This window comes from Leptospira inadai serovar Lyme str. 10, assembly GCF_000243675.2.
GTDB lineage: Bacteria > Spirochaetota > Leptospiria > Leptospirales > Leptospiraceae > Leptospira_B > Leptospira_B inadai.
On the sequence record NZ_AHMM02000015.1, the window covers coordinates 540,031 to 557,950 of the forward strand.

Annotated in this window: 18 protein-coding genes and 1 pseudogene; 15 read left to right on the forward strand and 4 right to left on the reverse strand. The window is 44.4% G+C overall.

Annotated features, from left to right (window positions below; translation table 11 throughout):
- Positions 1-11: 11 nt before the first annotated feature.
- Entirely contained in the window at positions 12-1,481 is a 1,470-nt protein-coding gene (locus tag LEP1GSC047_RS20795; RefSeq protein WP_010411637.1) for a PP2C family protein-serine/threonine phosphatase, read from the reverse strand.
- 1 nt (position 1,482) lies between these two features.
- Positions 1,483-2,289 (reverse strand): class I SAM-dependent methyltransferase, encoded by an 807-nt coding sequence (locus LEP1GSC047_RS20800; RefSeq protein ID WP_010411634.1) that lies wholly within the window; start codon positions 2,287-2,289, stop codon positions 1,483-1,485.
- A gap of 530 nt (positions 2,290-2,819) precedes the next feature.
- Between LEP1GSC047_RS20800 and LEP1GSC047_RS06285 the strand changes: the two genes are divergently transcribed.
- Positions 2,820-4,262 carry an OmpP1/FadL family transporter gene (locus LEP1GSC047_RS06285; RefSeq protein WP_010411627.1) on the forward strand — a complete coding sequence of 481 codons (1,443 nt, stop codon included), beginning with the start codon at positions 2,820-2,822 and terminating at the stop codon, positions 4,260-4,262.
- A gap of 445 nt (positions 4,263-4,707) precedes the next feature.
- On the opposite strand, the gene LEP1GSC047_RS06290 is transcribed toward LEP1GSC047_RS06285, so the two are convergent.
- Positions 4,708-6,246: a putative Ig domain-containing protein gene (locus LEP1GSC047_RS06290; RefSeq protein WP_010411624.1), complete on the reverse strand. Its 1,539-nt coding sequence runs from the start codon at positions 6,244-6,246 to the stop codon at positions 4,708-4,710.
- Positions 6,247-6,948: 702 nt separating this feature from the next.
- Here LEP1GSC047_RS06290 and LEP1GSC047_RS22495 point away from each other — a divergent pair.
- From LEP1GSC047_RS22495 to LEP1GSC047_RS22500, 5 genes and pseudogenes are all read left to right on the forward strand, one after another.
- Positions 6,949-7,086: pseudogene (locus LEP1GSC047_RS22495) on the forward strand (transposase); the annotation flags it as partial.
- A 174-nt stretch (positions 7,087-7,260) separates the two neighbouring features.
- Positions 7,261-7,500, forward strand: a complete 240-nt coding sequence (locus LEP1GSC047_RS21140) for a DUF4160 domain-containing protein (protein ID WP_010411616.1) — start codon at positions 7,261-7,263, stop codon at positions 7,498-7,500.
- A complete protein-coding gene (locus LEP1GSC047_RS06305) occupies positions 7,478-7,744 on the forward strand; it encodes a DUF2442 domain-containing protein (protein ID WP_010411613.1) in 267 nt (88 codons plus the stop codon). Before LEP1GSC047_RS21140 ends, LEP1GSC047_RS06305 begins: the two co-directional genes overlap by 23 nt.
- A gap of 593 nt (positions 7,745-8,337) precedes the next feature.
- On the forward strand, positions 8,338-8,550 hold the full coding sequence (locus tag LEP1GSC047_RS06310; protein WP_010411608.1) for an AbrB/MazE/SpoVT family DNA-binding domain-containing protein: 213 nt from the start codon (positions 8,338-8,340) through the stop codon (positions 8,548-8,550).
- Positions 8,547-8,828, forward strand: a complete 282-nt coding sequence (locus LEP1GSC047_RS22500) for a type II toxin-antitoxin system death-on-curing family toxin (RefSeq protein WP_010411604.1) — start codon at positions 8,547-8,549, stop codon at positions 8,826-8,828. The genes LEP1GSC047_RS06310 and LEP1GSC047_RS22500 overlap by 4 nt, the downstream gene beginning before the upstream one ends.
- A gap of 298 nt (positions 8,829-9,126) precedes the next feature.
- Here LEP1GSC047_RS22500 and LEP1GSC047_RS06320 read toward each other — a convergent pair whose 3' ends face one another.
- On the reverse strand, positions 9,127-10,461 hold the full coding sequence (locus LEP1GSC047_RS06320; RefSeq protein WP_010411601.1) for a sterol desaturase family protein: 1,335 nt from the start codon (positions 10,459-10,461) through the stop codon (positions 9,127-9,129).
- 164 nt (positions 10,462-10,625) lie between these two features.
- Between LEP1GSC047_RS06320 and LEP1GSC047_RS06325 the strand changes: the two genes are divergently transcribed.
- The 9 genes from LEP1GSC047_RS06325 to LEP1GSC047_RS06365 all read left to right on the forward strand — a co-directional run bounded on the left by LEP1GSC047_RS06325 (position 10,626) and on the right by LEP1GSC047_RS06365 (position 17,916).
- Positions 10,626-11,696 (forward strand): saccharopine dehydrogenase family protein, encoded by a 1,071-nt coding sequence (locus tag LEP1GSC047_RS06325; RefSeq protein WP_020988457.1) that lies wholly within the window; start codon positions 10,626-10,628, stop codon positions 11,694-11,696.
- Between the two features lie 93 nt (positions 11,697-11,789).
- Positions 11,790-12,245 (forward strand): adhesin Lsa14, encoded by a 456-nt coding sequence (lsa14, locus tag LEP1GSC047_RS06330; protein WP_010411599.1) that lies wholly within the window; start codon positions 11,790-11,792, stop codon positions 12,243-12,245.
- A 31-nt stretch (positions 12,246-12,276) separates the two neighbouring features.
- Positions 12,277-12,708 carry an adhesin Lsa14 gene (gene lsa14, locus LEP1GSC047_RS06335; RefSeq protein ID WP_238325527.1) on the forward strand — a complete coding sequence of 144 codons (432 nt, stop codon included), beginning with the start codon at positions 12,277-12,279 and terminating at the stop codon, positions 12,706-12,708.
- A complete protein-coding gene (locus tag LEP1GSC047_RS06340) occupies positions 12,705-13,052 on the forward strand; it encodes a TRL domain-containing protein (protein WP_010411593.1) in 348 nt (115 codons plus the stop codon). The genes lsa14 (LEP1GSC047_RS06335) and LEP1GSC047_RS06340 overlap by 4 nt, the downstream gene beginning before the upstream one ends.
- The gene (locus LEP1GSC047_RS06345; protein WP_010411590.1) at positions 13,049-13,387 is read left to right on the forward strand and encodes a TRL domain-containing protein; all 339 of its coding nucleotides are present in this window, start codon (positions 13,049-13,051) and stop codon (positions 13,385-13,387) included. Before LEP1GSC047_RS06340 ends, LEP1GSC047_RS06345 begins: the two co-directional genes overlap by 4 nt.
- 185 nt (positions 13,388-13,572) lie before the next feature.
- A complete protein-coding gene (locus LEP1GSC047_RS06350; RefSeq protein WP_020988281.1) occupies positions 13,573-14,118 on the forward strand; it encodes a hypothetical protein in 546 nt (181 codons plus the stop codon).
- Between the two features lies 1 nt (position 14,119).
- Positions 14,120-15,001 carry a hypothetical protein gene (locus LEP1GSC047_RS06355; protein WP_010411584.1) on the forward strand — a complete coding sequence of 294 codons (882 nt, stop codon included), beginning with the start codon at positions 14,120-14,122 and terminating at the stop codon, positions 14,999-15,001.
- Positions 15,002-15,471: 470 nt separating this feature from the next.
- Positions 15,472-16,902, forward strand: coding sequence for a circularly permuted type 2 ATP-grasp protein (locus LEP1GSC047_RS06360; RefSeq protein ID WP_010411579.1), 1,431 nt, complete (start codon positions 15,472-15,474; stop codon positions 16,900-16,902).
- Between the two features lie 69 nt (positions 16,903-16,971).
- Complete coding sequence (locus tag LEP1GSC047_RS06365) at positions 16,972-17,916, forward strand: alpha-E domain-containing protein (RefSeq protein ID WP_010411577.1); 945 nt, start codon at positions 16,972-16,974, stop codon at positions 17,914-17,916.
- The last annotated feature ends 4 nt before the right edge of the window (positions 17,917-17,920 follow it).

Consider the following 17,920-nt stretch of genomic DNA (forward strand, 5'->3'; position numbering starts at 1 on the left):
CTTCCTAATCATTATTTTCCATATTTTAACGCTAAAAGCGTGATATCATCTTCGATATAAGTATTGTCGCTCCAACTCTTCCAGTCCCGTAGAATCAGATTCAGCATATCTTTCGCGCTATTATCCGCATGCGCAAGAAAGGATGCCGCTAATTTCTCTATTCCGAAGAAATCCCTTGATTGGTTTTGGGACTCGATAATTCCGTCGGTGTAGAATAGGACGGAATCCCCATGTCTGAGAGTTATCTCGAATTCGGAGATGTGAGCCTCTATGTCCGGCACGAGACCCACGTACATTCCGAAATCGATGGTATCGATAATTTCTATTTTTTTCGAACGAGCTCTTTTGATTAAAATCGATTCATGTTGCCCGCATAACGTAAGTTTTGCGCCTTTCAGCCTTCCTAATAGCAGAGACATATTGCAGCCGTTTTGGATGCGGATCTGATTGTTCTTATACAATGTGGAATTTAGATTTATAAGCATAACCTTGAGATCGTTTCCTAAACCGCTTTCCACAAGGGTCCGAAAGGAGGATTGAGCCATTAGCATCGTTAAGCCTGATTCCAGTCCGTGATCGGTAACGTCACCGATGCTTAGATAAGTCGTATTTCCGTTCACTAAGATATCGAAATAGTCCCCTCCCACTTCGGCTGCGGTCTCCATGATTCCATATATTGAATAATCCCCGGAGACTAACGTTTCCTCTTCTTTCGGGAGTATCATAGTCTGTATTCGTTTGGCTATACTGAGTTCCGTTCCTAAGCGGACATTTTCCACTTCCAGTCTGGCTTTCTCCTCCGATCCTTTTCTTATATTTTCAACGACCCTCGGTATGACGGTGAGTATTTTCCGCACTATTCCGGATTCCTGATAAATCAAAAGGATCGACATGATGAAATACGTCAGGATAAACGAAAGAAAACTCGTCATAGGAATCGATTCCGGAAAATTCCAATCGCTATTATAAACGTATTTGAAGCCGACTTTATTTGCGGCAAACAGTAGGTTTGATAGTAGGATAAACGACACGATCAAGCCGGTAGGCTTATTAGTCAGCATGAAGGTTATCAGGATCACCGGGATTCCCGTCCAAGCGTCGACCAACAGGGCCAGCGGAGGGTTTTGACTCACATAAAGAAGACTAACGGAGAAGATCGAAAAAAGAATCACCGTCCCGTAGGAGAAAAATTTGAATGTTCGGGATTCTTCCTGTCCGACATTTTTCGAACGGAATCCGATCATTATCATGCAGCTTAACGTAAATAAAATTCCCGTACTAAAGTAGATCCAATCCATTTGCGGGTTATTGGTATGGCCTCTCAGTGCAAGCTGACCGATCAAATTGACGATCAGTAACATCAATGCGACCGAGTTTACGAAGAGAAGAATGTGCCTACGAGCATTCAGCGAAGGGCCGAGCAGCATTTTCTCCGCCTCTCCCAAAACGTTTTCACGCAAAGAATTCCTTTTATTACTCATACTATGAAATTTCTTGATCTTCGGTGAATCCGATCTTCTCGTACAAATGCAATTGGACTTCGGCTTCGATAAGAATTTGTTTGTGCACATATTCGTTTCGAAAGGATTCGTAAAGGGCCGAAGTTTCCCTTCTTTGCCCCATGTAAGAAAGTATCGTCAAAAAGATCATCTTGCCTAAACTGAAGCGAGGGTATTTCATAACAGGCATCGATTCGGTTCCTTGGTTATCGACGAATAATGTCTGCCCCGAATACAAGGAAAGGCCCACTTTTGCGGCTTCCGTTCTGAGCGAGTCCAGCACATAGCGGTTTCCTTCATGAACTTCCGCATGTTTTTTCACTAATTCGCATAACAATTCGGAACCGCGTATGCTCCGATCGTCGGGATTGATCGTATAAAATTTCCCGCCGGGTCTTAATACTCTAGCGATTTCTCGAAGAGCCATCCGAATATCCCGGACGTGGATCAACAAGTACGACGCCAATATGAAATCGAAAGAGTTATCTTCGAAAGGCAGGGAATTTATATCCGCTCGCATCCAGTGAAATTGCGGATATCCTACTTTACCCAGGGATAACATCAATTCGGAGGAATCGACGGCAGTAACGCGTAAGTCGGTAAAATATGAATTTACCAAGCAGGACGTGAACGCTCCTGTGCCTGCACCGATATCTAAAAAATCGCCTTTTTCGGGAAGCGGGACGCGAGCCAAAAACGGAGTTTGTGCGGCGGATAATAATCGGGCCTGCTGCGATAGACGTAACAATTCTCCGCTCATGGATAGCGGATCTATATATAAATTTTCCAAAGTATTTCTCGAAGAAGAATGAACCTATTCGGCTCCAAAACGGTTTTTGTACCGAAAAAATATTCCTTTTGGATCGGAAACCTTTCGGGTCGGGAATGCGGAGGAAGGGAGGAGCGTCCACTCTCGGATCCGATTCATCAATGAAATTTATTTCCAAATCTCCGGGATCCATAGGGTCCCTTCCAATAGCGTTCTGATTTTTTGACGGTACATCTTCTTGATCGGGACCGATAAGGGGCATGAAAGATCTCCGGTTCTCATTCTCCCTTTTTTTCCTCCGAACCGGAACGAAACCCGTCTTATATCGATTTTTTCCCCAACGGCGCCTATTTCTTTCCGCGGCCAAGGAGAGTAACATTCGATCGATACCGGGATCTTCGCACACGGATCTTTCCTTCGGCACTAGCTCGGAGATTTTGCAACCGCCCCAACGATCTTATAATTCGCATAACACTCCCGGGAGAAATTCGGGCCGTTACACTAGCGTAGGATCGTCTAGTGAATATTGAGCGAGAATCGGAAGGAAGAGAATGAAAAACGTATTGGTTGAGAAAAGAAGTCCTTGGTTTTTGGGGATACCTTTCACGTTTCTCTGCGGTTTGCTTGGAACTGGTTCCGATCTACTGGCGGGAAGTTACGGCGATATTTACGGAGCTCATCCTGCCGCCACGGGAATGGCAGGGGCCGTAACCGCGACGGTTAATAACTCTTCTGCAGTATTTTATAATGTAGCCGGTTTAGGTCGTTTAAACGAAGCGGATCTCTTTATGGGTCGAATGGAAGAAGGCGAGAAGGAAAAGAATCCCTCCACAGAATTGGCGGTACCTGGGTATAACCAGAAGGATGGATTATTCAAGCAGGGACCCTTACCCAGGTCTTCCAAAAATTATCATGAAGTTACCTTTCTGGGCACGTATGCCAATCCTACGATCCGAACGAACGCTCCGACGAGCCAGGATATCAAGAAACCTCATGATAGCTTTGTCGGTTTAGGAATGACTATGAATTTGAACGAGATGTTCGATACTGGCAGGACGATCCGATTCGGACTCAACGCGATTTTGCCCGCGAACGGCAACTTACTGGTGATCAACGACCAAAATCCGACAGTCCCAAGATATTTACAATCCGGTACAAGCAACGAACGCCCTACCATTATGGGAGGAGTGGGAGTGGAACTTTGGAAGGACCATTTATTTGCAGGAATGGGATTTACGGCTTTAGCCGGAGGCTCCGGCGCAATTCTTTTGAAGGATGTTCCGATCTCACCTAACCCGGTGCAGGCGAATTCCCAGGTCGTGCTCACGGTAAAGCCCTTGATCAATCCTACCTATGGACTTCAATTCACTTACGGGGCATTCAGTTTAGGAGTATCTTATAAAAGGGAAACATACGTGGCGATCGATCCGATTCCAGCCAGGGCCCAAACGATATTATTAGGGATGCAGCTGGATTTCGATCTTGCGCTCTACGATCAGTACAATCCTAGAGTCTGGTCTTACGGGATCGGGTTCCGTCCTTTTAAGCGAGTGCTTTTCAATCTGGATATCGATCGGGAGCTATGGAGTCTTTTGAAAAATTCCCGGATCAAAGCGAATTACTCCGATCCTCTTAACTACCATGATACTACGGATGTTCGGTTCGGAACGGAGATCGAGTTGACTTCGACGATGAAAGCGAGAGCAGGTATCGGAAGGCGTCCCACACCGGTTCCGCATTATGCCGGGACAAATAACTGGATGGATAACGATCGAACGATCTATTCTTTAGGATTCTCTTATTTACTAAACGGACGAAATTTCGGATTCTTAAAGGATAAATTGAAAAATCCGGTCATCTTCGATGTGGGCTTACAGTACCAACGTCTTCGCTGGGTCGATGTGGAAAAATACGCGCCCACTCTTCAGAATCCGAATTATAGTTACGGAGGAGGGATCTTTTCCGTGTCCGCTTCCGTCAGCCTATTTTTTTAGAACAGAAGACAGAGGACAGAGGACAGAGGACTGAAGCTGCTCGAAGTTCGAAAAGTTACTGAAGTAGAGGAAAGGTCTACTATAACACAAGAATCTTCCTCTAGAACGTGGAATCTCCGCCCACCAATGTTCTGTCCTCTGCAGAAGACAGAGGACAGACGACAGATGCATTCGCTTCGCTCACGCTAGACAGAAGCTGCTAGACATTGGAAAAGTTACAGAAGTAGAGGAAAGATCCCCTGTAACACAGGAATCCTTCTTTAGAACTTGGAATCTCCGCTCACCAATGTTCTGTCCTCTGCAGAAGACAGAGGCCAGAAGACTGAAGACAGTAGCTGCTAGACGTTGGAAAAGTTACAGAGGTAGAGGAAAGATCCCCTGTAACACAGGAATCTTTCTTGAAGAACTTGGAATCTCCGCTCACCAATGTTCTGTCCTCAGTAACTCAGTAACTCAAAATCCTGTTATTGACGCCGTCTATGATGAACAAACCTCCGGAAGGACTTATGCCGATCCCGGTGGGGCCACTCATGCTAGAAGCCGAAATTCCGCCGTTATTGTTTATTGCAGTCGTGAAACTTCCTCCTTGTCCGTAGACTCTCGTTGCGGTTGTGCTTCCCGGAGGAAAATAGAGAAGGCGAGAGTTATTGTAATCACCTATGTACAACCCTCCGGAGAACGGATCCCATCGTAAGCATTCCGGAGAAGATAAGCTGTTCGCGGAAATCCCTCCCTTATTCTGTACTCCAGTCGTGAAACTTCCTCCTTGTCCATAGACTCTCGTTGCGGTTGTGCTTCCGGAAGGAAAGTAAAGGACTCTTTGGGCGTTCCTATCGACGACATACAATCCGCCGGAAGAATCCACGTCTAGGTCTTGCGGGTAGTTTATGGAATCTGCCGAAATAACGCCTACATAGTTGTTGTTTGAAGTAAAGTCCCCGTTTTGCCCGTATACTCTCGTTGCAGTTGTACTGCCGGACGGGAAGTATAGGACCCGAGACGTGCCAGAATCGACGACGTACAATCCGCCGGAAGCATCCAATGCCAAACCCTGAGGGCCAGATAGACTATTCGCACTTCGCCCTCCCTTATTGGCGGTGCCTGTAGTAAAAACTCCGCCCTGCCCGTAGACTCTCGTTGCAGTCGTTGTGCCGGATGGGAAGTAAAGGATTCGATTATTTCCATTATCAGAAATATACAGCCCATTAGAAGAATCTAATGCCAGTCCATCCGGTGCGCGCAGACTATCTGCGGAGATCCCACCCTTGTTTGCCGTGTTTGTAGTAAAAACTCCACCCTGCCCGTACACTTTTGTCGCGGTGGTGCTATTCGCCGGATAATATAGCACACGATTATTCGACTGATCGTTTACGTACATTCCGCCGGAGGAATCGAAAATTATACCACGGTAGGGGCCGTATAGACTACTTGCGGAAATCCCGCCATCATTTGCGTTGTCTGTGGTAAAATTCCCGGTTTGTCCGAATACTTGTATGGCAGTGGTAGAGGAGACCCGGAACGTAACGGTTCCGGTGGCCGTTCCACCATTCCCATCCGTCGCGGTAAGCGTATATGTGGTACTAGGGGAGCCCGCTGTCGGCGTCCCGGAGATCGTACAGGTGGTCGGATTCAAGGACAACCCTGGGGGAAGTGCTGGACTTACTGTACAATTTGCAATCGTAATTCCGTTGATCGTAGGGGTTACGCTAAAAGGATTTCCGTCGGTCAGTGTGGGAGTAAAGGATCCGAATGTAATCGGTTGCGAACTTCCACCACCCCCACTGCCGCCGAAGCCTCCACCTCCGCCGGCCGATCCCTGATTCAAGCCTAAAAGAAGGGGCCATAGATTGTCCGGATTCGAATTCTTTATGCAGGGAGGTATTTTACCCGCCCCGCATAATAAAGCAGCATCTTGTCCAACGCAGCTAACGTTCTGGGTAAAAAGAAGAAATAAAAGAAGAGAAAAAATATTCGCTTTTCTCATAAAACGACTCCTAACGTGTGTTCTTAGTGTGATATAAACGAAAAAAAAACAATATTTACGAATATTTTTTTAAAAAAAGCGGTACATTCTTTTTTTAATATTTTTCCAGATTAAAAGATAGGATAACGTTCTTTATTAAAATAAAGAATGATGTTAGCTATGAGATATTCATTTTTACAATAAAATGTCTCATAACGTATGTGATTAGAATAATATGATGAAAAAAGTATTAACCATTTTATAGATACTTGAAAGAATTAGGAAGATACGATGTATCGGATAACGTTTTTTATAAAAGAATCCTTGGATATATTCATTTTTACAATGAAAAGATTCCTAACGTGTGTCCCTAGAGTGATACAAATTAAAGAAAGTATTGGCTATTTCTTGATGACTTCACTGTATTCTGGCATTATGATGTATCGGATAACGTTTTTTATAAAAGAATCCTTGGATATATTCGTTTTTCAAATGAAATGTATCCTAACGTGTATCACTAGAGTGATGCAAATTAAAAAAGTATTAACTATTGCGTGATGGCTTGACTGTATTCTGGCATTATGATGTATCGGATAGCTTTTTTTATAAAAAAAGTAGAATATATTTATTTTTACAACGAAATGTATCCTAACGTATGCTATTAGGGTTATATAAGAGATGGGGTGTTCGCTATTATTTAAAGGCTAGTCTGAATTTAGCTTTTCCGTCGGAATCGGGGAAACTTTAGCCTATATCGACTTTCCTTCCGAGCATTGGAGAAAGATACGAACGAATAATCCTTTAGAACGTAGAAACTCCTTCCTGAATTTCAAAGCGCGGTTTTCTGGATGGTTCGGATAATTCTTAGTTATGCGAAAAAGCCGGCAAAATTTTCCGGTTAATTCGAACTTCTTAAACGCGTTCCGTGCGACTAATCTGCATCCGATTTTTTTCTTAAAAGTTAGATGCTCGCTTTGCTTTGAGATCGTACGATTATAATTGACATACAAATGTTTAGCATAAGTATAGTTTTGAATGCCTACGATATTAAAGATATTCGGCTACAGATTTCATTTTTATTCGAATGAGGGGGCAGAGCCGCCTCATATTCATTGTAGGAAGGGGAATTCGGAGTGCAAATTCTGGTTAGATAGTGTAATGTTATCTGATAACAAAGGCTTCAAGGCTCACGAAATCCGTGAAATCGAAAAGCTTGTATTTGAATATAGAGACCAATTCTTAAAGGCGTACAATGAGTTCCGTAACCAAAGATAGTATTCTCTCCAATGTTCCGGCAATTAAAGTTTGGACAGAAAGTCGCATGATCTACATTGAGCTTTCCGATGGTCGAGTGATCGGTTTTCCCGCTGATCGCTTTAAACTTTTGAAAGCGGCAACGGAATCCGAACTGAAGGAAGTGAATTTAGAGTTGGACGGTTATGCCCTACGATGGGAAAATCTGGATGAAGACTTGACGGTTCAAGGAATTCTCGAAGGTCGTTTTCAGCTTCCTTTATAATACACCAAAATTCTTAGGGTTCGTCGCCTAACTATCGGGTCTTTCCACAGCGCTTCGGGCTCGCTTCACAACTCTCGCTCGGGCTTCGCCGCATATTGCTTTGTCACTCGTCTTACTCGGTAAACCTCGTTCGTGCCAAGCGCTTGCGCACTTGCGAAACGTCGCCAAACCTTGGGCGATAACCGAAGTCCGCGATTGTAAAGTAGGGAAGTTAGCAAACCTCATGCACCTGCCTTCGGGCTCGGCAGTTTCGGAGCTATCCTTTCGTAAAAAAGATTTCGCGTAAAACCGCCGGCAATTTCTTCCAGACTTAAAAATTCCTGCCTTTTAGCCGTACGGTTTTAAATTTCCTTTGAGGGATCGTTTTCCTTCCGACGATCCGCAGCCTTAGAAATCGAATCATGTATGCATCAAGGATAGGAAACTGTTTTAGGTATTTTTTGCGTGCACAATCTTGTAGAAACTCCTTCCTGAATTTCAAAGCGCGGTTTTCTGGATGGTTCGGATAATTCTTAGTTATGCGAAAAAAAGGTCAAAATACCTCTTGACTAAGTAACACTATTGTATATACTTTGTTGTTACGGAAGGTTTTTATGATTAAAAAACTTATACAACACGGTAATAGTTCAGCTCTTATAATCGAAAAGCCTATCCTTGAGCTTTTGAGTATTACTTCGGAAACTTCATTAGATATTAAGACCGACGGTAAAAGCTTAATAATAACTCCGATAGATAAGAGATTGGAGGCTTCTTTAGTTAAGATTAACGGAAAGCATGGTAGGACATTGAAGCGACTTGCTGAATGAGTAATTTGCACGTTCGATATTTAACTCTCGAAGAAGTTTTATATATTCATACAAATCAGATAGATGAATACGGTGGATCCCATGGAATTCGGGATCGAGGTCTCCTTGAATCCGCGATTGCTCAACCTTTAGCAGGATTTGGGGACAAAGAATTTCATAGCGACCTTTTGGATAAGGCAGCTGCATATCTATTCTATCTTTGCAAAAATCATCCATTTATGATAGTGACATTGAGGAATATTTTTCTAAAATTGCCATTTCTAAAGGTAAAGACTTAAATTTTATCATTAATAAGGTTCTTAAGAAAGAAGTCGAACTTCAAAAAGAACTTAGCCTTTAACTATAAGATACTCCGCCTATCTTTCGGTTGCCGTTCCCCTCCGGGCTCTCGTGCGACCCTTCCTCAGAGGGTAGCCAAATTTCCTCTAGCATTCGAGTCTACAATTTTAAGATAGAGAAGTTAGCAATCCTTATGCACCTTCCTTAAAGCCCGGCGATTTTGGAGCTATGCTTTCGTAAAAAGGATTTCGCGCAAAACCGCCGGCAATTTCTTCCAGACTTAAAAACTCCGACCTTCTAAGCCGTGCGGCTTTGAATTTCCTTTGAGGGATCGATTTCCTTCCAACCGGAAAAAGATTGTCTATAGAGTAGAAACCAGGCAAGGGACAAGAACGCCAAACCGCCGATAATCGCAAGATTTGCCTTGCTAAAACCGAATAGAATTGCCGTAGCGACTAGAATCGCTAGTCTCGCGGGTTCCATATAAAGCGCCCATCGTTTTAAATCCAGGATCCCTCCGATAGAGACCAAAGAAAGAAAACTTAGGACAAAGATCGTATATTGAATGTTAGTCGGAATGATGGAAATTTTTACGAGCATCGCAAAGGTCCCTGCAACGGTTGCCGCGAACCAAACCAAAGAGTAAGCCGTTAATCCGGTAGGCAACGAAACATCATATTTTTTGAAAGTTTTTACGTTCACTTCGGGAATCGGATACTGTCCGCCCAGTTCCCGGGGCCTCCAGCCGGGTACGGCTAGGAAAACCTTAATTTTGTCGATCCACCGAGAGGATTTCCAGGCAAGCTCGAACATCTCCCACCAATAATGTACGTTCGCCCAAATCGGGTTGAAACTTCGAAGAGGTTTTACGGTTCCATATACCGGGGCCTCCTCTTCTTTCTGGAAAGTGCCGAACCATTTGTCGAAGATGATCAAGGTTCCGCCATGGTTTTTATCGATGTATTTAGGATTGATTCCATGATGCACTCTATGGTGGGAAGGCGTATTGAATATCGCTTCGAACCAGGAAGGTAGCTTATCGATCGCTTTTGTATGAATCCAAAACTGGTAGATTAAGTTCAGTTCTCCGTTTAAAATCATGACGATCGGAGGGAACCCTAATAATGCGAGAGGCAGGTAGAAGACCCAGGAAAAGAGGGAATGGAAGCTGGCCTGTCGTAAAGCGACCGTTAGGTTATATTCTTCGCTCTGATGGTGAACTACGTGTCCAGCCCATAGAAAATTGACCTCGTGACTAAGGCGATGATTCCAGTAATACGCTAGATCGTACAGGACGAAGCAGGTAAGCCAAACGAGGAGAACGATGGACACCGACCAGGTCTCGACGGAAATGCCTAGAAGATCCTGAGCTGGCATCCAAGAAACTCTTTCGCTAGGCCAGGCCGGAAGGTCGAAAATCCTCCAATTTTTATATATCCAGAGATACGCCAGGAAGATCGTCGTCTTAAAAATGATTCCGAATATTTGACTCGAGACTCCCGCACTCAGATCATTAATCGAGTCGTTTAAGCGATATAGTCCTCGTTTCTTGTACCAGGAAAAGAATAGTTCCAATCCGATTAACAGGAAAAAGAAAGGAATTGCGATGGTGATAAGGTTTATTTTTTCCATACGTTCGTTCTCTACGAATCATCTCTCTTGAAATTAATAGGGTCAATCCAAAACTAGCGAAGCAATCGGATTCCAATTTTTATCATAACGGTTGGTTGAAAAAATTCAAGACCTAGCGGATGCCGGTTGACTAAAATAAGAATCGTTTTGAAGATTCCCTCCTTATGGCTTCGAAAGAATGGTTACTGTATGGGGCAAATGGATATACCGGCGAGTTAATTGCTCGTAGAGCGGTTTCTCGAGGAATGAAGCCGGTTCTCGCCGGCAGAAGTCCCGCAAAAATCGAAGCTCTTGCAAAAGAATTAAGGTTGGAATACAGAGTCTTCGGCCTAGACGATCCAGAGATGATAAAAAAGAACGTTCGTTCATTTTCGCTCGTCCTTCATTGCGCGGGGCCATTCATTTCGACGTCCATTCCGATGGCCGAAGCATGCATCTCTCAAAAAGTTCATTACCTGGACATTACCGGCGAAATTCCGGTTTACGAATCTTTATTCTCTTTAAATCAATCGGCTCAGGAAGCCGGAATCCTACTCTTGCCGGGAGTCGGTTTTGATATAGTGCCGACGGATTGCGTAGCTGCCGCTTTGAAAAAAAAATTACCATCCGCATCCGAGTTGGAGCTTGCTTTCGTCGGCTTGACCGAAGTTTCTCCGGGAACGATGAAAAGCGCCCTCGCTCAGCTTCCGCACGGTTCTAAAATTCGAAAGAACGGAGAACTGGTCGGAGTTCCCCATCTAAGCTCGAGTCGGACGATATCAATCAAAGATAAAACATATCGGGTATACGGAATTCCTTGGGGAGACGTGTTTACGGCCTACATTTCGACGGGCATTCCGAATATCCAGGTGTTCACCGATATTCCCGAAGGACAGGTTAAGGCGATGAAATATCTAAAGCCATTCTTATCCATATTAAAGTTTTCTTTTATACTGAAATTGCTGCAGCTCCTTGTGGGAAAAACCGTAAAAGGGCCGGGAGAAGAAACTAGAACGAACGTGAAGACCCGCGTGTGGGGAGAAGCTCGAGCCCAATCCGGAAAGTCAGTTTCTTTACTATTGGAATGCAAAGAAGGTTACGAGTTCACGATCGAATCTTCGATTCTTGCCGTGCAAAAGGTATTGAACGGGAAGGGTGGAAAAGGAGGCTTTCGTACTCCTAGTCTAGCCTTCGGTTCCGACTTCGTGTTAGAAGTCCCCGGCTCTAAATGGGAATTCACGGAACGGAAAGAGTGATTCGATTCGACGACTGTCGTTTTGACTTTCGCCGAGACCTTCGATTAAAAAATTTCTTTACACTTTCGGTGGACGCGTAATATTTCCTTTCGCATGAACGAGACTTTTTTTATTCGTAATTTATACAAAATCGTTCTCGTTCTATTTGTCGGATCGCATTCTTTTTGTTCCGGTGTGAATATACTTACCGTAACGAACGTGGAATCTTCGACCCATCCGGTCGTAGGAGATTCCAATTTTCTCCAAATTTTATCGAAGGGAAATTGGATTTTCTCCAAGCAATCGACCGTCAGCGGGATTCCACAGCAAGGAGAAGTCGTATTGTCCTCTTCCTCGTGTGCCAGAAGTTTTCTCGGGTTAGTCGGCTGGGGAGATTCCTCCTTGGAGGAGGTTTTGAGACGATCGAATATTAAGAAAATTGCATTCGTGGAATACACTCAGGAGGCATGGCTTTCCGGCCTTTTGTTTCATTCCTTTTGTACTGTCGTAAGCGGGGAAACCGTGTCGGAGAAAGATTCCTCCATTCCGAAAGGGGACGATCCTCGCTGATCGGAACGTATAAGACTCCGTGATTTTAACGATGAATACCAAGATTCTCTCGATTCTGCTTCTTTCCTTTTTCATAAAATGTACCGGATGGAATCTTTTGAGCGCCGGATCTCCAAGAATCGAGACGCATCCGATTCGCGGGGGAAGCAACCCTGCCCAGTCGATTTCGAGAGGAGGGTTTCTCTTTTTCGAAACAAGTACTTGGACGGGAGATCTTTCAAAATCGGAACCGGCCGATTTCGGGGAATCCTGCGCCTATAGCATTTTTTCCGTTTATGCATACGGTGATGCTAGTGTGGAAGCTTCCATGCGGAACGGAAATATTCGGGACGTCGGGTTTGTCGAATTCGATCAGATCGCGGTTTTAGGAGGCACAGTGTACCAATCTTTTTGCACGGTTGTTTGGGGACGACGGAGGGCGGAGTCGATCCGACCGGCGCGTTCCGACGGAGAAAAAAAATGAGCCAGTCCCGAAAGTTTTACGTTATAGTCCGAATCTATCTTTCACTATTCCTCCTCTCTATAGTCGCCATGAACTGCGCATCGGGGCCCGTATCCGGTCTACTCTATTCGAAGACTTCATTTCCGGGTACCATCAATCCGGATGTCTCGGTTCGTAGAGAATCGAGAGCCCAGGGTTGTATTCATAATTTCCTGACCCTTTTTTCCGTCGGCAATGCGGGAGCCGGTGAAATCGCATTTAAGAATGGAATTGCCCGGATTTCATTGATCGATCATTCTAGCATGCAAATTCTGACTCTTCTCTATCGAAATTACTGTACGATCGTAATTGGAGAGAAAGGATGAAGAGTTCGATTTTCCGTTTATCGTTCGTTTTGCTGATTGCATGCGCTTCCTGCACATCGACGCCGGAACCGGGCTGGATCTATACGAATAATAAGTATCATTTATCGACGGACTCCGCGGGACATACCGTCACTTCGGCTAGGATTTTGAAAAAGGGAGAATCCTGTACTTTCGGATCCGTCCTTTTTTACTTCGGTTATTACGGACAGCAGGTCTCTTTGAAGGAAACTCTCCTTAGGAGCAGGATTTCGAAAGTGGCTTTAGTGGATCGAAGTACCGAAAGCTATCTGATGGGGTTGGTTTATTTCGATTGCGTCGAGGTCTGGGGGGAATGATTCGAAACGGAAACCCTCTATCCCGGTTTCATAACCGGCATCGGGGAATTTTAATATTTCATACTATTTTTATCCTCTTATCTCTTTTTAACTGTATTTCTTTGCGAGTGTACGTCCCCCGTACATACCCCGATCCTCGCGACGGTTTCCTGCAATGGAAAAAATACAAAGATCTGGGAACGTTCGTGGCATCCGGTTCCATCGTCGAGCCGTCGATTAGTGTCGAGTTTCCCGAAGAATCGGCAACCCAGTTTGCTAAACGCAATCCTAGTTGGCTATTTTTGGCTCCGAATTATCTAAAGAACGAATACGGTCCGTTGACTTCTCTTATGAGAAAGGAATTTTCGGAGCATCCGGACGAGTACAAGGGAAACTATCGGGTCCTTATAAAGAAATTCGATTTATCTACGAAGGACAATTGGATCGTGCATCCGTTTACGAATCTTGTCCGCGTAAATTTCGAAGCGGATGTTTTTTCACCGGGAAAGAATGATCCGATTTGGCAATTTCGTTTTCAAGACAGTATCGAATCGGCCACTACGGACGCTATGTTCGTTATCTCCACGATTTCCGTCGTCGGATGGATTATTTATCTGCCATATCTCGGTTATAGGGGAAATCGCGAAGACCAATTGAATCAGCTCGGTCGAATTGCTCTATTAGAATTTTTTGAAGGATGGAAGCGTCATCCCGTGTTGGGTTCGTTCCATCCGTCGGGAAAGAGGGACTAGGATGAGCGGAACCAAGTTCTTAACCCTTCTTATTTTCGGCACCTTTTTGCAGTTCGGATGTCTGTATTCGGCCGAAAAAAGGTACACGATAGGACAGCCTTACGATCCAACCGAAGAATATTATTTTTCGGAAGATAATCCTCAGTTCGAGGAAGGGGTCCCGAATAGTTTCCTGGACGGGTTGGGGAATATCTTGGGGGTTTTGAGTAAAATCGTAATCGGAGACAAGCGAATGAGCAATCATAGAATCTCCGAGGAGACTAAGAATTTTTTAAAGGAATATATCAAAGATAATAATCTTAGCGATGTCAAGGTCCGCTTTAACCAATATTCTCCGGGTAGCGATTTTATGAGACTCTGGAGATCCAAAAACGTGAACCCTTTATTAAAGTGGACTTTCGGTTTGCTTACCTGGGTTATAGAACTGGTTTTTCCCGAACGAATTTTTGCGAATTGCGGCCTGCCATACGTATGCGGCGGGGATCATTATAATCCTTATACGAATACGATTCATATTTATTCCGATCTTCCTGCCGCAGCAGTACATGAGGGAGGTCACGCGAAGGATTTTTCACTCCGTAAATATAGAAGTTTATATACCTTCTCGTACATGATTCCGATCTTGGGAACCTTCTATCCGGAAGCCCGGGCGTCCGACGATGCCATTCGATATTTTCGATATCGATGCGATCTCGCGACTCAAATGCATGCATTCCACGTTTTATATCCGGCGTACGGATCCTACATAGGCGGGCAATTCATCGGATTGGTCGGGGTCATTCCGGGATATATCGTAGGGTCCAGGAGTGCTACGGAAGTTTTACGCCGAGAAGAGCCCCGCGAATGCCAAATCGCGAAAGAATTGGAATCTAAGAAAAAATAAATTTCCAAATTCGTAAGCCTTTCAGAGGACTGAAGACAGATGCGTTCGCTTTGCTCACGCTAGACAGAAGCTGCTAGATGTTGGAAAAGTTATAGAAGTAGAGGAAAGATCCCAGTGTCCTCATAAAAATCTTTCTGTAGAACATGGAAATTAGGTATACCAACCGGTCTGTCTTCTGCAGAGGACTGAACATTGATGAGCAAGGTTTCCCTGTTCTGGAGAAAGATTCCTACGGTACCAGCGGATTCTTCCCGAAGTCCTCAATTTTTTCATGGATAAACTCTTATCAAAAATCCGAGAGTTCCGGAAAACCGGTCTTAAGAACTTGCATTTTGTTCTTTATTCAATATTATTGTATATTTATTGTACAACTGGAAATAAATAGATTAAAAAATAAGCGATAAATCTAAATTCTGCTTGTTAAATAGAAGGCATGGCCATATCTTCCGGTAAGAGATGGAGGAATTTCTATGCTCCTGACAAACTATCAAACAGATTCGTTTTACGATGAGATGTTCTCGCCCGAAGGCGGGATTCGGCAAAGTTACCATATCCTGAAATCCAGAATCGAGGGAATGGACGACAAGGAGTTGTTCAAACGCAAAAGCTCTGCGGAAAAAGCTCTGCTCTCTTTGGGGATTACGTTTAACGTTTACGGTGATGATGAGGAGGAGGAGAGGATCATGCCTTTCGATATCATTCCCAGAATCGTAACGGCTCACGAGTGGAAAAAATTAGAGGAAGGATTAAAGCAACGAATCCGGGCGCTCAATCTTTTTGTTCAGGATATTTACGGCAAAGAAAAAATCATCAAAGACGGAATCATTCCTGCTGAAATCATTTATAGCAGCACCGGTTACTTAAAGGAATGCAAAGGGGTCGTTCCTCCTAAGGGTACTTGGATTCATATCACGGGGACGGATCTGGTTCGGGACGGAGACGGTAGAATGCTCGTGCTCGAGGATAATCTTCGATGTCCGTCCGGAGTCTCCTACGTATTAGAAAATCGTGAAGTTATGAAAAAGACGTTTCCGGAATTATTCGCAAGTCTTTCCGTTCGTCCGATTTACGATTATCCGATTCGACTGCGCGGTATGCTGGAACATATTTCCGGAAAACCCGGTCCGAATATCGCGGTTTTGACTCCGGGAATCTATAACTCCGCCTATTATGAACACAGCTTTTTAGCCTCCAAGATGGGAGTTCCTCTGGTCGAGGGAACCGATCTGACGGTTAAGGACGATAAACTTTACATGAGGACCACTCATGGATTAAAACAGGTGGATGTTCTTTATCGTAGAATCGACGATATCTTTCTGGATCCGAAGGTATTCCGTAAGGATTCCCTGCTTGGCGTACCCGGGATTTTCGAAGCGTTTAGAAAAGGAAACGTCGCTTTGGCAAACGCGCCGGGTACCGGAGTCGCCGACGACAAGGTAATATATTCTTTCGTGCCCGAAATCATTAAGTATTATCTGGGCGAAGAGGCGATCATTCCGAACGTCCCGACTTATCTTTGTTCGAGGGAAAAGGATCTGAAATATGTCCGCGAGAATATCGCGAATCTAGTCGTAAAAGCTGCGAACGGCGCGGGCGGGTACGGTATGATTATCGGTCCGGTTGCAAGTCAAACGGAACGGGAGGAATTCATTAAAAAGGTGAATGCGGATCCGCGAAATTACATCGCGCAGCCGGTGTTGAGTCTTTCCCGAGTTCCCACTTTGGTGGAGGATAAATTAGAGGGTCGTCACGTCGACTTGCGTCCGTTCATTCTTTATGGAGAAGATATCTATGTGATGCCCGGAGGGTTGACGAGAGTCGCTTTACGAAAAGGATCTTTGGTAGTGAATTCCTCCCAAGGCGGAGGATCCAAAGACACTTGGGTGATGGGTCAAGGATGAGTAAATAGGCACCGGGTAAAATTCCCGGCAAGCGGAACCGTAGTAAAAAACGAACTAGAGAGGTTTCCTATGCTGAGCCGAGTCGCCGAGTCCGTTTATTGGATGAATCGATACATGGAGAGAGCGGAGAATTATTCCCGCTTCCTCGACGTAAATTTCCAGCTTTCTTTGGATTTAAACGAAGATGCGAATCGTCAGTGGATGCCGTTGGTCTACACGACGGGAGATAACGAGCTTTTTACGAAGAAATATTCCCTTCCGACAAAGGAGAACGTCATCCATTTTATGAGTCTGGATATCGAAAATCCAAACTCTATTATGAATTGCTTAATTAGAGCCCGGGAAAACGCGAGAACGATTCGCGAGAATATCTCCACGCCTATGTGGGAAGTAATCAACGAGTTTTATCTTACTTTTAGGACGAGGAAGAGATTCGAAGAATCCGACATGCCAGGCATCGCGGAATTTTTTAAATCGATCAGGAATCAATGCTTATTATTTTACGGATGTCAAGAGGCCACTATTTCGCACGACGAAGTTTGGCACTTCGCGCTGTTGGGACGTTTATTGGAAAGAGCAGATAAGACGACTCGGATTCTGGATATGAAATATTTCATTTTGCTTCCGTCTCACGAGGAAACAGGATCGACTTTGGACCTAATTCAATGGCTTTCTCTCTTGAAATCAGCGAGTGCCCACGAGATGTTTAATCGGATCTATACGAGGATCACGCCTAAGAATATAGCTCAATTCCTGATCCTGGATAAGCTGTTCCCTAGGGCGATCCGATTTTGTTTATCCAAAACCTTCGATAGCTTAAAGATTCTAAGCGGTACCGACAAGGATTCATACGCGAACGAAACGGAACGTAAGGTAGGATTGTTGTTATCCGAAATGAATTACGCTTCCATCGACGAGATTTTCGGAACCGGCATGCATGAATATCTGGATCAATTGCAGGTAAGATTGAACGGTATCGCGTCGGAATTGGACGAAACGTACTTTAGGAATTGATATT